We start from the raw sequence: 13,950 nt of genomic DNA on the forward strand, positions 1-13,950 counted from the left end.
GCTTTAGTCGCGGCGCGTTAAATACGCTATACGTTGTTAAGAAACCTCTACTTGCTCCGCTCCCGTCAGACGCGCCGCGATCGCCGAAGCGATCGTTTCGGCGTTTGAAGCGAAAAAGAAATGATCGCCTTCAAGCGGAGTGAATACGCTGTTTTTGATCAACTCGGCGATTATCTCGCCGCTTTTTAACGGCGTAGCCCGATCGGTTTTGCCCCAGAAAATTAGCGTCGGTTTATCCCGTTTGGCAAACTCGGCGGAAAAATCCTCGTCCACTACTATTTTTAGCGTTTCATACATATTTTCGCTCATACCGCTAGCGTCTTTTGTGCGAAACCAATCGCGCAACGCGCCCGCGCCAAAGCGCTTAATGCGTTTAGCCAGCGCGATTTTTAGGCGCACCGCTAAAGATTTTGGCTTTGGAATACCCGCGCTGCCAAGCAAGACCAATAATTGCGGATCGAGCAGGGTAGCAATCTTGCCGCCAAAGCTATGCCCTATAATCGCCTTCGGCGCGAAATCCAGCTCGTTAAACGCGGCGGCGATTATTTGCGCGTAATCTTTCGTCGCCAAAGCGCGATCGTTTTTGCTCGCGCCAAAACCGGGCAGATCGATATATAGCGCCCGAAAACCGCCAAAATAGCGCGAAAAAGCGTTCTTCATCAACTCTTTGTTCGCGCCCCAGCCGTGCAAAACGGCGACTTTTGGCATATCCGCCGCGCCCTCTAGCAGATAGGATATTTCATAAACGCCCGTCGGCGTTTTAACGGCTCTGATCGCCACTACCGATAACCCGCGTTTGGATCACAGCTTGCCCTTCGCCGTTTTAATCGATCGGATATAGTTGTAGGTTACGGCGATCTGTCTAGAGCGCGGCAGAGAGTCCATAAGCTCGTTTAACGTCGTTTCGTAATCGTCAAAAAGATGGTTGGCGAGACTGCCCGGAATCGGGTTGATCTCGTTTAATACCGCCTCGTTATTCACGACAAAAAAATCGCAACGGATCAGCGCGCCGTCAAAACCTTGCGAATAGATTTTCTTAAACGTTTCGCGCAAAGCCTCCGCCGTTTCGTTTGGCAGCGCGGCTTCTTCGACCTTGCCCTCGCGGGCAAAATCAAGATACTTTTGCTCGAAATCCAACAATTCTTTTTTTTGCGGTTGCTCGATTACGGATAGCCGCCACCCGTCAAGCGTTTTGCATCCGGCAAGATTATACTCGCGCACGTCGGCTATAAACGGCTCCACAATCGCCTCGTCGTCAAACTCAAACGCCATATCGATCGCATAGCTTAACTCGCTTTCGTTTTTCGCGACGCATACGCCGATCGAGCTGCCAAGCCGCAACGGTTTAATGATAAACGGGTAGGGTATGTCGATCGCATCGCCGCGTTTTATTATCTGATAGGGCAATGTTTTTACGCCCGCCGCCGCCGCTAAAAACTTCGTAAAAAGTTTGTTGTAGCTTAACACCGACGCCTCTAATCTAGGTCCCACATACGCTATGGCGTAAAACTCGAAAAGCGCGGCGAGTTTTCCGTCCTCGCCGTCCGCGCCGTGCGCGACGCTGATCACCGCGTCGCCGTCGATTGGCGTTCTACCAAATAGCGTTTTGCGCTCAAATCCGCCCCGCGCCAGAAAAAGCTCCGTGTTTTTCCTATATCGCCCGCTTGCGAAATGCTCGGCTTTCATATCGATTAGGTTGATTAAGTAAAAGCGGCGATCGGGAGACAAAAACACAAACGAGCATTGCGCGCTGATCGCTTTGTGTAGCGAGATCGCGCTAACGATGCTAATCTCGTGTTCGTAACTTTGACCGCCGAATAGTATGATAGGCTTTCTCATTTGCTTGCTTTCTCGAATCGGTTTTCGGTGATTGGAGCGCGAATTGTATCGCATAATAGCCACAACCGCGAGCCTTGATCAAACAGGCGGAAGTAAAGGTAGGCTAAAATCGCGGTTTATTTTGCGTCTGTTTAAGGAAGGTTTTGAGAACGCGATACGCGACGGAGTTAAGCCGAAACGATATAGGCAAAGAGGTTGAGGTTGCGGGTTGGGCGGATAGCGCGCGCGATCACGGCGGCGTTATCTTTATCGATCTTAGGGATAAAAGCGGGATTATTCAACTTGTTTGCGATCCCGCCGATAGCAAGGAGGCGCACGAGAGCGCAAACGCGGTTAGAGGCGAGTTTGCGATCGCGGCTAAGGGCAAAGTCCGCGCAAGAGGCGAGGGGCTGACCAATCCGCGCCTGAAAACGGGCGAGATCGAGATTGTGGTAGATACGCTTACGATCGCGAATAAAAGCGCCACGCCGCCGTTTGCGATCGGCGATCATAAGGTCTCCGAAGAGACGCGGCTAAAATACCGCTACCTCGATCTGCGAAGCCCCAAACTGCAGGAGAATTTTCGCTTGCGCTCGCGCGTAAGCCACGCTATGCGCGTCAGCTTGCTAGAGCAAGGCTTCACGGAGATTGAAACGCCGATTTTGACGCGCCCCACGCCCGAAGGCGCGAGGGATTATCTTACGCCAAGCCGCGTTCATCAGGGCGAGTTTTACGCGCTGCCGCAGTCGCCGCAACTATTCAAACAACTGCTTATGATCGCGGGGTTTGATCGCTACTATCAGATCGCCCGCTGTTTTCGAGACGAGGACCTTCGCGCCGATCGCCAGCCCGAATTTACGCAAGTTGACGTAGAGATGAGCTTTTGCGACGATAACGAAGTGATGGACGTAGCCGAGAAGCTGCTAAAAGCCGCGTTCAAAGCCGCCGAACGCGACATAACTATTCCGTTTGAGCGAATGAGCTATCGCGACGCGACGGAGATATACGGCTCGGACAAGCCCGATCTGCGTTACGCTCTGGAGCTGATCGATGTGATCGACCTGTTTTCAAATACGGGCTTGAAGGTGTTCGCCGAGATCGCCAAAGACGCTAAGCGCAACAGAATCAAAGCGCTTAAAGTGGAAAACGGCGATCGGCTCACGCGCAAAGAGATTGACTATCTGACCGATTTTGTCGCCAAGTTCGGCGCGAAGGGGTTGGCGTGGATTAAGCTAAAAGAGGGCGCGTTGCAAGGTCCGATCGTCAAGTTTTTGGGCGAAGACGAGCAGAGGGCGATTATCGAGCGCGCGGGGGCTAAGGAGGGCGATCTGATCTTCTTTGGCGCGGGGAGCAAAAAGATTGTGCTGGATTATATGGGGCGGCTCCGCCAAGAGATCGCGCGACTGCTTAAACTAGCCGATCCAAACGAGTTTCGCTTCCTATGGGTCGTCGATTTTCCGATGTTCGAGCGCGGCGAGGACGGCAAACTCGCGGCGTTGCACCACCCCTTCACCCGCCCGCGCGATCTAGGCGCGAGCGATCCAGAGGAGATACAATCGATCGCCTACGACGTCGTTCTTAACGGCTGCGAGCTTGGCGGCGGCAGTATCCGCATTCATGACGAGGAGCTTCAAAAAGAGGTGTTCAAGCTGCTGAATATCTCGCCCGAAGAGCAGAACGCTAAGTTTGGATTTTTGCTAGACGCTTTGAAATTCGGCGCGCCGCCGCACGGCGGTTTTGCGATCGGGCTTGATCGATTGATTATGCTTATAAGCGGCGCGGAGAGCATTCGAGACGTGATCGCCTTTCCAAAAACGCAACGCGCGCAGTGTCTGATGAGCGGCGCGCCCGCACAGGCGGAAGAGGCGCAGTTAAGCGAGCTTGGTTTGCGCCTTCGCAAACAAAATAGATAGAGGAGCGACAATGAAAAAAATATTCTTAGTAATCGGAGCGCCCGGCAGCGGCAAAACAACCGACGCGGAACGCATAGCCAAAAACTCGCCTGAAAAGATCGCGCACTACAGCGCGGGCGATCTGCTTCGCGCCGAAGTGGCGAGCGGCAGCGATCGCGGCAAAGCGATAGACGGTTTTATCAGCAAGGGCAATCTGGTGCCGCTTGAGATCGTGGTCAATACGATCGTGGGCGCGATCAAACAAAGCGACAAAGACGCGGTGATTATCGACGGTTACCCGCGCAGCGTCGATCAGATGGATGCGTTAGATACGATTCTTAAAAACGAAAAAAGCGTAAAACTAGCGGCGGTGATCGAGGTCGAGGTAGGCGAAAAAACCGCGAGAGAGCGGGTTCTTGGACGCGCGCGCGGCGCGGACGACGACGAGAAGGTGTTTGATAACCGAATGAACGTTTATCTTGAGCCGATCGAAGATATACGCAGGTTTTACGCCGTAAAGAATCTGCTAAAAAAGATCGACGGCGAGCGGGCGATCGACGAGATCGTAAGCGAAATGAACGACTTTATTCAATCCAAACTATAGGGGGACTTTGTGGATATTACGAAATTAAGCGCGGGTGAAAATCCCAACAAGATTACGGCGGTTATTGAGATACCATACGGTTCAAATATCAAATACGAGCTAGACAAAGAAAGCGGCGCGATCGTAGTCGATCGGGTGATGTTTTCGTCGGTGTTTTATCCCGCGAATTACGGCTTCGTGCCTAAAACGCTTGCCGACGACGGCGATCCGGCGGATATTTTGGTATTAGGCGACTACGCGGTGGCGCCGGGATCGGTTATTAAATGCCGTCTGATCGGAATGTTGGTTATGGAGGACGAAAGCGGTCTGGACGAGAAACTTATCGCCGTTCCAAACTCCAAAATCGATCCGCAGTTCGATCGCGTCTCTAAACTCGACGAACTGCCCGAAATCACGCTTAAACGGATCAAAAACTTCTTTGAAACCTACAAGATTTTAGAACCGGGCAAATGGGTAAAGGTCAAGGATTTCAAAGGCGTAGATGAAGCCAAAGCCGCGCTTGATAAGGCGCTTAAAGCCTACAAAGACTAACGCCATTTGCGTTCCCGACCACTCTCGCGTTTGCGCTAACGAGACGCTAAGGCGCAAACCGTGGCCGTGCATATGCAAGGCGGCGGCGTTCCAACGATAAACGCTTTAAAATTTGCTTTAGGATTAATATGTTACTATACTGTGTAGTTATGTTGATTCAACAAGTAGGAAGGGAGATGGAGTTATGGAGCGTATTCAAAGTAGCGGTCATAAACTACAAGGTTTTAGCGGTGATGGATATCGTATCAAAGATGTTCGTCAAGTGTGGGGATTCATCATAGTGCCAGTAGTCTTTTTCTTTGCAGGTTTTGTCTTTTTTGCGATGCCTGCCATAGAGAAGGGCATGATTGGAAAAATAGATATCACAGGTATCACAATTTGTTTGTTTTTCGCGGCTTTTTCAGTGCTGATTGCTAGGGCTAGGTTGAGCGGCGTCATTCTTTATCTGCGAGATGATATTTTAGAATTTCCTGGCGGAGGCATCGCGGCTAATAACATATTAGATTATTTCAGGCCAAGTTTTTTACTTCAGGCTTTTAAACGTAGCCGTGTCCGCATCTCGGAAATACGAGACATTACGCGTTACGATAAGATATACAAGAGCGCAAACAAGAATACTGTGTATTACATCAAGTTTAACGGTAACTTTGGAGCGGCTAACATCAACTTTATTACCGAAGGAAAGCGTGATGAACTTTATTCAATTTTGACGGAAATTAATGGCATGGGCACCCCAATCGTGATTCGTGGAATATAACGTTGCTGGCAAATGAACATAATAAATTGTCTTCCGATTCCCTCTTTTTTTCTTACAGCATCCAACACGAGGCATTAACCCGCGCTATAAAGTCGCGGACAATGGCAGAAAGACAAAGAATGGTAATAAAAACATTGGACACGCCATCCGTTGTTCTCGTTAGTCCTTTTGCGATAGTGGCAAGAGATACAAACCCGCAAAAAAAAGAATGGTATTCATTATTCTCACGATTTCTCAGTACAACTTTAGCGTTTTCCACAATGAAAGCGTGTAGCGCTAAGGATTATAACGCTTGACGGTCTGGAAGTCGTGGTGTTGTGGGCGACGTAGAAAACTACAAGCGGCGATTTTCGCAACATTATCGCACCTGCGGCTCTCTCCGTATTATTTCGATTTCACCGCTTGAATTATTGCGCGAATAACTCAAAGCGTCATCTTATAAACGTAGCGCGAGATCAGGCGGATTAAAGAACTTGAGAATGGTGTTTTCACAAATTCTTAGCGATGCGATGATCGAAGGGGTTATGCCCTCTAACTCATTTAAGTTAGTAAAAGTTTCCCGCGTGTAAAGCGCGGAAAAACACTAGTTTTCGTTGGAAAAAACGAAGCAAATTTTGGCGGTTGATAGCCAGTACAAGGAAATTAGCTTGCTGTAACGTTTTCACGAGTATAAGCCAGTCAGAGATGATGTCTTTGAAGCGGTGTAAGCTATCAATTTTACGAACAGAAAAATTTATATCTGCATCGCTAAAGTGCGCGATAAGACGGTCAAAACAAAAACACCGCCGAGCGAACAGCAATTGATATGCTCCCGGCTATCGAGCAGGCGCTAAGAAAGTAGGGCGAGAGAGGCGACGTGATGTCTCAGACGCAATTGGGCGGTATTCAAACGCTCAGGAGCGTAAGGGTGTCGCGGTTATATCAAACGTTAAGAGGGCACTACTTGATCGCCCCGTGTTATGTATATCATGTGATACTGTCTTTGCGTCGATTATGCTCTCTCGCGGTGAAGACCCTCTATGGGCTTCACATCAGCGAGGTTAGCAACGCCAACACTTTTATCGATAACTACATTACATACGGCGAAGGCGACGACTATCTCGAAAGCGGAGCGAGCACCGATTGCTAGACGGAGGTAAAGATAACGATAAGCTCTATGGAGAAGAAGGCGTCGAACTATTAAGCGGCGGCTTTGATTTAGACTTGGATCGTCTCGAAGGTAACAAAAACTTCGACACATACATAGCCAACGACAAAGACGTTATCTACGACTCCGACGGAGAGGGCGAGGTTCGATTTGAAATCGCCGCAAAGAGCTTCTGGAGCTTAACGGAAGGATTGAGCTTTCTTTAAGGTAAATATTGGTAACGTGTCAATTTCCAGAAAGCGGCGCTGATTGGAACTGAACAAATTGAGAGGGAGAGCGTTTGAAACTGTTTAGCAAAGCGGTGAATTTATTTAATAAAGCGCCCCTTTTAGCGCAAATGGTTATTTTATTGGCGCTTATCGCTTTAGGTTTTCTTATAGCGGCAACGCTTGTTGTTGGCTTTATGTTTAGAGAGGCTATTATAAATGATTTCTTGCAAGCGCTACCTTCCGACTATCCCGTTCCGCCGCACGAAATCAAGGTTGATCTAAGCGAGAAAGGGAATGTTTACAAAACGATGATCAGGGTCAGGATAGAAGAAGGCGTTTATATGTTTCATTTAAAATTTATAGTAAAAAGATTTGAAGAAGACGGAGGGTTTGATAGTAATCAAATGACTAAACTTCTTGGCCAAGACTATTTTGACTACGGTCGTAATGTAAGCTTGCCCGAGGACAGCAAATATGGAGTTTTAATTCCAGTAAAGCTAAAGGTCTGCAAAAAAGACAGCGCAAAATGCGCCGTTGACAAGATATTTTCGACAAGAGCTGTTTTTGGAAGAGGAATCAATTATATTGCTCGCGGAATTGAAGATCGTAGACTGGAACGCGGAGTTTATCATATCGGGCTTGAAACGCTTGAGGATTTTCCGTATCTGAACGATAGGGAAGTATATCTTGATATCCGGCGATGGGTCGTCAAGTGATAAACATAATTAGGAGGCAACAATGTCGTATATGTTAAACAATGATAGACATGGCAAATAACTTGAAGCAAGTTCCAAACTTAATTTAAGATACGAAAGGCATGAAAAATAGAGCGTCTAAAGAAAAAGCCAGACAAGGATATACGTCAAGCAAATTTGAGATGGCGCGCAAACTAAGCGGCAATAAGCGCTGATCTCCGAAGCTTTAAGCATTGATCGCAGAGCGTAAGCTTTCTTTCGCGGCGATCATACGCAATAAGCTCTCGCTTGATTACACCCAAGCGATCAAAGTCGATTTCAAAAAACTCGAGCGTTTTCCGTAATAACTGTAGCTCCACGTCGAAGCAGGCGATCTAAAAGCGTTGCAAAACACTCTTAAAGCGCGCGAACGCGCACGTATTGACGCTCTTTCTGCAGTAATAGCTACTATGGTTTTGGCGTCTTCAAGCTCGCCTCAATCTTCTTGTATAGAGATTTGTATGCCTCGCAGTAGAATTGGTTTTTAGAGAAGTCTTTGCTGTTCACCCAACGATGAAACTTGCAACCCCCCTTACAGATTTAGCCGTATTCGCAAGCAGCGCAATCTTGAGGTAAGCGCTCGCTTCCAGCCAAGAACTCCTTTTGATTAGAATATGCCACGCCAAGATCGCCAAATACAGTTCCAAGCCTTGCGTTAACTCTTTTTAATATTGATAACCCGGCAAAACGACTTTGGATGAGCGCGTTAATGTCTAAAAATATTGCTTCGCCGATCGTCGTTTCCGCGAAATTCATTACGAAGGCAAGGGACGCGATAAGACGCAAAGAGCCCATATATTCGGAAATCTAGCAAAGAAATTCGTATACGTTCCATATCGCTATAGTTTGTCAAAATAGATTCCCGCTTTCTTCCGCGACGATCGCTGGCGTTTCGCGCGGGAATGACAAACGGCGCGGACAAAGATTGATTGAAATAGTCAGTCGCGCCGCGTTAAAAGCTGTCCTTAAGATAATACGAGGCGCAATATCGAAACGAAAAGGCGCACGCGATCGATAACGCGACAAGCAAAATCGCGAACTGCGTCAGTAGCGGCGCAAAGTCTTGCGCCTCAAAGGTTACGATCGCCTCGAAGTTTTGCGTAGCGGCGATCTGGTTTGCCGCCAGCCAAGCCGCCGCGCGCGCAAGAGCGACGCCTAGCGCCATACCCGCGATCGCAAGCGCGCTCGCGCCGATCAAGATAACCAAAAACACGCGCCGCGCGTTTGCTCCAAACGCCCTTAGAGCCGCGATATGCCGCCGTTTCAGCCCGATGTAGAGCGTTACGGCGATCGCGGTAACGACGATCGCCGCTATACGCGCCGCGAAAGCTATCTTTTCGAGCGCGGCGCTTATATCGCCCAAAACGCCGTAGAGGGCTGTTAATACTTCGGCGGGAAACGCCGCCTGCGTTCCGTTCGCGTTATACGCGCTTCTAAGCTCGTAAGCGCCCGCAATCGTTTTAGGTTTAACGACGATCGCCGAAACGGGGAAAACCTCGTCGTGATCAAGGTTTTGACGGGAGCTAAACGAGCGCCCCAATCCGTGAGCGCTCCAGATCGACTCTATCGGAACCAATATCGCGCGATCCCACGCGTCGCCAAAGGAAACCGAGCCGACCACCCGATAGGAAACGCCTTTGTGCGTTCTAGCGTCAGCCTGCCCAATCAAGCCGTGGATCGGGGTAAAGCGATCGCCGATTTTCAGCCCCGTTTTCGCTCCCGCCACCGCCTCGCGCGCGTTTTCAAAAACCCTGCCCGTAAGCGAGGCGCTATTTGCGGCGTTAATCAAAACGGCGTTTGTTCCGATCACGGGCGATCCGTCGTAGTAATCGCCAAACGCCAGCGGAGCCGCCCATAGCGTTCGCGGGTCGTTTGCGATCTCCTTGTAACGCTCGCCGCTTATCGCGCCAAGCGCGCTCTGATCCAAAAAGACGACGGATAATACAAGCTGCGTTTTGCTTCCCGCGGCGGCGATCAGTAGATCGAAGCGATCCGCCGCTTTGGCGCTTCCGTCTTTTATAGCGCGCTCGGTAAGCGAAACAAACATTCCAAACCCCGCGCTAAGCGCGATTAGAAGCGTTAGCGCCAGCATAAAAAACGCCGTCCGTTTAAGATCGGCTCTTAGCAGTTTTAACACGGGAAAAGCGCCTCGATCGCCTCGCCCTTTTTCAACTCCAGCGTCCGCCCCATTCGCGCGATTAGCTTTTTATCGTGCGTGGCGCATATCAGCGTGCAGCCGTTCTCTTCGCACAATTCGAGAAGCGCGTCGATCGCCTCCGTCGCGGCGGAGGCGTCCAGACTCGCGGTTGGCTCGTCGGCGATAATCGCCTGCGGTTTGCATAACAAAGCCCTCGCGATCGCCGTCCGCTGTTTTTCGCCGCGCGAGAGGGTGTGCGCGCTTTGATCCGCCTTCACCCCTAAACGCTCCAGCAGATAGAGCGCCCGCGCCTTTAGCGATTTAGGGACGCGCCAGAAGCGAAACGAGGCGGGCAGAAGCGCGTTTTCAATCGCGCTAAGCCCGTAGTAGAGATAAAAATCCTGCGCTATAAGCCCGATCTTCTCGCCCCTAAAGCGATCGCGTTTTAACTCGCCGAGATCGCTTATAACAACCTCGTCCCAACGCACCTCTCCCTCGTCGATCCTCTCTAATCCGCACAATATGTGTAATAGCGTGCTTTTGCCGCTTCCTGATTCGCCCGTAACGGCGATCTTCGCGCCTCTGGCGATCGCCAATGTTTTTACGTTTAGCGCGATCTGGCTATCGAAGCTAACCTTTGCGTCTTTTACTAGGATCATCTAATACTCTTAAACGTCGCGTCTTTAATTCGCAGTTGCGAGACAAAACCCGTCTCCTCGTCGTTATAAGAGCCGTATTCGAGTATCCCTTCGGCGCGGATAATCGCGTTGCTCTGAACGAAGGTCTGCGGTTTTGAAAGATACACCACCGCTATATCCGACGGCCAATCCGCGTCTGTGGAGCAAAAGGGGCAGAGCGCCATAGGTCTTTTTGTCAGCACGAAAAAGTTGGCTTTGGCTTTCAGGGGCGGAGCCATAAAGCCGTCCATAAAAACTCTTTTGCCCGCGAGCGATTTAACCTTGTCGGAGAACGAAAGCCCCAACGCGCTCGTCTCGCCGTATAGCTCGTCGAAGCTAAGCGGCGAGGCTTCGTCGGCGCGTAAAAGCGCGATCGCGCACAGTAGGACAAAAACGCCGCTACTTTTTCTCATTGCCCAGAGCGAGCGCGTCGGCGATAACTCTGAACAACTCCGTATTGTCCATATAGCCCCTAATCGCCTCCGCGCCCGGACCTGTCGCTTGAACGATCATATCATCCACCGAATGCACGCCCGTATCGTTCGAGCGCGGCAGGTTGCCCTCTCTAAAAACCGCGCCGCGAACGCTTTTGTAGGCTTCGTTTGCTACGTATTCGCCCTTTTCATTTTTTATCGCGGGCGTAAATTGAGCGTCCAGTTTAGGGCGGAAGGTTTCGTAGTGATCGGGGAAGTTGTTGATAAAAACCGCCAAACGCTTAGAAACGGCGGGCGTGTCGGGATAGCCGTCCTTGTTTTTATCCTCGTAGTTTGGAAAGCCCGCCTCCGCATAAACGCCCACCTTTTCGCGCATATCTCCCTCTTTGTCGTCGTCGATCACGCCTATAATCGAAATGCCGTGCGTGTGATCGCCCGTTACGATAATCAGGGTGTCGGGATTTTTCTTGGCGAAATCTTTGGCGATCTGCACGCACTTATCCAGCGCGATCGTATCGTAGATCGCCCGCTCCCAATCCAGCGGGTGCGTCGCCTTGTCGATCAGAGCGCCTTCCACCATTAGGAAAAAACCGTTTTTGTTTTTAGAGAGAACTTCTAGCGCCGCCGCGGTCATTTCGGTTAGATCGGGCTGGTCGGGGAACTTTTTCGTTACGTCGTTTTTGAGTATCTTACGATCGGCTACGCCGTCCATATTGCCCGTATGAAACAGACCCAAGAGCTTGTCGGCTTTAGGCGCGGTTTTCTTGAGCGAAGTCGCGTCGATTGCGAGCGCGTAGCCCTCTTTTTGGAACAGGTCGATATAGTCGATCTCGTCCTTGCGCTTCGATCCTGGCGTGGATTGAGGCAGAAAATACGCCGATCCGCCGCCTAGGATTACCTCTGGTTTCACGTCGTAAAACATTCCGACAATCTCGTTTTTGTCGGCTCTGCGCCGCGTGTGAGCCACTATCGCCGCGGGGGTCGCGTCCTCGATCTCCGCGTCGCTTACGATCCCGACGGATTTATTGGAGGTTCTGCGAATCAGCTCGGCTAAAGTCTCCTGCTTGGGGTGGTTTAGAGAGTTCTTGGCGCGGCTGACATAAACGCCCATCGCGTTCACGCCCGATTTATGCCCCGTCATATAGGCGCTCATGCTGTTTGCGCTATCCGTGGCTATGGAGTCCGTCCCCGACGTGCCGATAAACGCCATATACGGAAAGTCGTCCGTAGCCAAGCGCCCGTTTAACTTGCCTTCGCTAACGCCTTTTGAGAGGATTCGCGCTCCCGTGCGATGCGCTACGGATAGCCCGTCGCCGATAAACAAGACGACGTTTTTGGCTTTTGGCAGTTTTTGCGGCGCATAAACCGACCAATTGACCTTTGCCGTTTTTCCTTGCGCTTTAACCTCTACCGCGTAAATGCCGGCGGTTTGTAGAAAAACGTCTTTGACGACGAGCGACGAGGCGCCTAGATTGTCCTCGTTTTCTATAAACTCGCCCTTCTTGCCGAATACTAGCGCGTAGTCCTTGCCATTGACGGCGATCTTGAAATCGCCCGCTTTGATCTGCTTGTCAAACTCCACTTTGAAATCAAACCTGCCGCCCGCGATCATGCTCGCCCTATCGATCGGGTAGATCGTGTCGGCTTGCGCCGCCGCGGAGATAAATAGCGCGACGATCGCCGCGTTAAACCTATGATTGTTCATCGCCGTCTCCTTTGCTTTTATTGCCCACGCCGCGCCGTAACGGCGGCGGCGATCGGTTTGCAAGAAGGTAATCTAGCCTCAAATTATCAAACGGCAATCAATTTTGCGTAAAATATACGTAAAACCAAACGACGGCAGATCGGATCGTCGTCGTTAAAAATCGCTAAATCGCTACAATTGCGAAACATTATCAAAAGGCTAATCGGTGTCCATAGAAAAAAACATGGTTGTAGGCATAGAGTATGAGGTTAAAGACGCGCTTTCGGGCGAAACAATCGACAGCAACAAGGGCGGCGACGCGCTTGAGTTTCTGATGGGCGGCGGGCATATCGTGCAGGGGTTGGAAGAGGCGATCGCGCTGATGAGCGTGGGCGAAAACCGCAAACTTATCGTGCCGAGCGAAAAGGCGTATGGCGCTTACGACGCAAACGCGCTAGAGCGGATCGAAAAAGAGCAGTTTGCGGGCGTTGATCTGCGCGAGGGAATGACGCTTTACGGGCAAACCGAAAACGGTCATAGCGCGCAGGTTACGGTCAAATCGATAGACGGCGAAACCGTTACTATTGACTACAACCACCCGCTCGCGGGCAAAAACCTAAGTTTCGACGTTACGGTGGTCAAAACGCGCGAAGCCACCGCGCAGGAGATCGCCACTGGCGTTTTGGAAGGCTCGGAGTGTTGCGGCGGGCATGACGACGACTACGACGGGCATAGTTGCCGTTGCGGTTGCGGAGGACATTAGCCAAATCCGTCTCGAGTATGATTAGTCCGTCGAATAAAAGGGCGGGCGAGTTTTCATTAACAGAACCCGTCTTGCGTATGACTAAACATGCCGCGCTTTATTATCGGCGAGGGCGTAAGAGGCGCGAGCGATTTAGCCTATTTGCAAACGCGCCTGATCGCCGCCTAAACCGCGGCTGTCGATAATATCGCGCGCGGTTTAGCTTTTTTGCAAGCGCGCCTGATTCCGCCGTTGCGCCTTGTTATAGCCGCGCCAAAGACTTTAACGCTTTAGTATCGGTCGGCGGCGATCTCGACTGCAAGGTTATTTGTAGCCATAATTCGCCCTGATGTATTTTTCGCCTGATTTTCCGCCTTTGGCGCCGTTAATTACCTTCGGGATAATGGTATATTTTATGTGGAAAAAGCCCAACCGCGACGCCGATCGCCAATTCCAGAAAAATAATCGTCAGGGGAACAACAGCCGCTAAAATCAGCTTGATCAGCGTAGTTAAAACTACCGCTAGCCAAAACGCTTGTTGATAACTATTTTTGCTTAATCGCTCAGAGAGAGAGAGAGAGAGA

The 13,950-nt window shown here is 50.6% G+C and carries 15 protein-coding genes; 8 read left to right on the forward strand and 7 right to left on the reverse strand.

From position 1 onward, the window contains the following. Positions 1-36: 36 nt before the first annotated feature. Both LBF86_06105 and LBF86_06110 read right to left on the reverse strand, forming a co-directional pair. A complete protein-coding gene (locus LBF86_06105) occupies positions 37-780 on the reverse strand; it encodes an alpha/beta hydrolase (GenBank protein ID MDR0665075.1) in 744 nt (247 codons plus the stop codon). Positions 781-801: 21 nt separating this feature from the next. Continuing rightward, positions 802-1,839, reverse strand: a complete 1,038-nt coding sequence (locus tag LBF86_06110; protein MDR0665076.1) for a D-alanine--D-alanine ligase — start codon at positions 1,837-1,839, stop codon at positions 802-804. A gap of 143 nt (positions 1,840-1,982) precedes the next feature. Here LBF86_06110 and aspS point away from each other — a divergent pair, with 143 nt between their 5' ends. The 7 genes from aspS to LBF86_06145 all read left to right on the forward strand — a co-directional run bounded on the left by aspS (position 1,983) and on the right by LBF86_06145 (position 7,674). Continuing rightward, positions 1,983-3,731: an aspartate--tRNA ligase gene (gene aspS, locus LBF86_06115; protein ID MDR0665077.1), complete on the forward strand. Its 1,749-nt coding sequence runs from the start codon at positions 1,983-1,985 to the stop codon at positions 3,729-3,731. Positions 3,732-3,741: 10 nt separating this feature from the next. Next, the gene (locus LBF86_06120; GenBank protein MDR0665078.1) at positions 3,742-4,314 is read left to right on the forward strand and encodes an adenylate kinase; all 573 of its coding nucleotides are present in this window, start codon (positions 3,742-3,744) and stop codon (positions 4,312-4,314) included. Between the two features lie 9 nt (positions 4,315-4,323). After that, positions 4,324-4,845: an inorganic diphosphatase gene (gene ppa / locus LBF86_06125; protein MDR0665079.1), complete on the forward strand. Its 522-nt coding sequence runs from the start codon at positions 4,324-4,326 to the stop codon at positions 4,843-4,845. Positions 4,846-5,029: 184 nt separating this feature from the next. Continuing rightward, a complete protein-coding gene (locus tag LBF86_06130; GenBank protein MDR0665080.1) occupies positions 5,030-5,602 on the forward strand; it encodes a hypothetical protein in 573 nt (190 codons plus the stop codon). A gap of 859 nt (positions 5,603-6,461) precedes the next feature. Continuing rightward, positions 6,462-6,731 (forward strand): hypothetical protein, encoded by a 270-nt coding sequence (locus tag LBF86_06135; GenBank protein ID MDR0665081.1) that lies wholly within the window; start codon positions 6,462-6,464, stop codon positions 6,729-6,731. Beyond that, the gene (locus tag LBF86_06140; GenBank protein ID MDR0665082.1) at positions 6,725-6,955 is read left to right on the forward strand and encodes a hypothetical protein; all 231 of its coding nucleotides are present in this window, start codon (positions 6,725-6,727) and stop codon (positions 6,953-6,955) included. The genes LBF86_06135 and LBF86_06140 overlap by 7 nt, the downstream gene beginning before the upstream one ends. A 74-nt stretch (positions 6,956-7,029) precedes the next feature. Then, entirely contained in the window at positions 7,030-7,674 is a 645-nt protein-coding gene (locus LBF86_06145) for a DUF5625 family protein (protein MDR0665083.1), read from the forward strand. A 970-nt stretch (positions 7,675-8,644) separates the two neighbouring features. Here the strand turns inward: LBF86_06145 and LBF86_06150 are convergent. The 4 genes from LBF86_06150 to LBF86_06165 are packed head-to-tail and all read right to left on the reverse strand — an operon-like array spanning position 8,645 to position 12,645. Next, positions 8,645-9,829 (reverse strand): FtsX-like permease family protein, encoded by a 1,185-nt coding sequence (locus tag LBF86_06150; protein MDR0665084.1) that lies wholly within the window; start codon positions 9,827-9,829, stop codon positions 8,645-8,647. Next, positions 9,823-10,488, reverse strand: coding sequence for an ATP-binding cassette domain-containing protein (locus LBF86_06155; GenBank protein MDR0665085.1), 666 nt, complete (start codon positions 10,486-10,488; stop codon positions 9,823-9,825). The genes LBF86_06150 and LBF86_06155 overlap by 7 nt, the downstream gene beginning before the upstream one ends. Continuing rightward, the gene (locus LBF86_06160; protein ID MDR0665086.1) at positions 10,485-10,919 is read right to left on the reverse strand and encodes a hypothetical protein; all 435 of its coding nucleotides are present in this window, start codon (positions 10,917-10,919) and stop codon (positions 10,485-10,487) included. The genes LBF86_06155 and LBF86_06160 overlap by 4 nt, the downstream gene beginning before the upstream one ends. Continuing rightward, positions 10,906-12,645: an alkaline phosphatase gene (locus LBF86_06165; protein MDR0665087.1), complete on the reverse strand. Its 1,740-nt coding sequence runs from the start codon at positions 12,643-12,645 to the stop codon at positions 10,906-10,908. Before LBF86_06165 ends, LBF86_06160 begins: the two co-directional genes overlap by 14 nt. A gap of 205 nt (positions 12,646-12,850) precedes the next feature. On the opposite strand from LBF86_06165, the gene LBF86_06170 reads away from it, so the two are divergent. Then, positions 12,851-13,387, forward strand: coding sequence for a peptidylprolyl isomerase (locus LBF86_06170; GenBank protein MDR0665088.1), 537 nt, complete (start codon positions 12,851-12,853; stop codon positions 13,385-13,387). Positions 13,388-13,751: 364 nt separating this feature from the next. Here LBF86_06170 and LBF86_06175 read toward each other — a convergent pair. Next, a partial coding sequence (locus LBF86_06175) for a hypothetical protein (GenBank protein ID MDR0665089.1) occupies positions 13,752-13,950 on the reverse strand: 199 nt, incomplete at its 5' end.

The organism is Helicobacteraceae bacterium, assembly GCA_031258155.1.
Classification (GTDB): domain Bacteria; phylum Campylobacterota; class Campylobacteria; order Campylobacterales; family SZUA-545; genus JAIRNH01.

What these genes read in the sequence shown, in the direction of transcription:
- LBF86_06110 (MDR0665076.1), bottom strand. Translation starts at nt 1,839, where the DNA reads ATGAGAAAGCCTATCATACTATTCGGCGGTCAAAGTTACGAACACGAG.
- LBF86_06120 (MDR0665078.1), top strand. Translation starts at nt 3,742, where the DNA reads ATGAAAAAAATATTCTTAGTAATCGGAGCGCCCGGCAGCGGCAAAACA.
- LBF86_06130 (MDR0665080.1), top strand. Translation starts at nt 5,030, where the DNA reads ATGGAGCGTATTCAAAGTAGCGGTCATAAACTACAAGGTTTTAGCGGT.
- LBF86_06135 (MDR0665081.1), top strand. Translation starts at nt 6,462, where the DNA reads ATGTCTCAGACGCAATTGGGCGGTATTCAAACGCTCAGGAGCGTAAGG.
- LBF86_06155 (MDR0665085.1), bottom strand. Translation starts at nt 10,488, where the DNA reads ATGATCCTAGTAAAAGACGCAAAGGTTAGCTTCGATAGCCAGATCGCG.
- LBF86_06160 (MDR0665086.1), bottom strand. Translation starts at nt 10,919, where the DNA reads ATGAGAAAAAGTAGCGGCGTTTTTGTCCTACTGTGCGCGATCGCGCTT.
- LBF86_06165 (MDR0665087.1), bottom strand. Translation starts at nt 12,645, where the DNA reads ATGAACAATCATAGGTTTAACGCGGCGATCGTCGCGCTATTTATCTCC.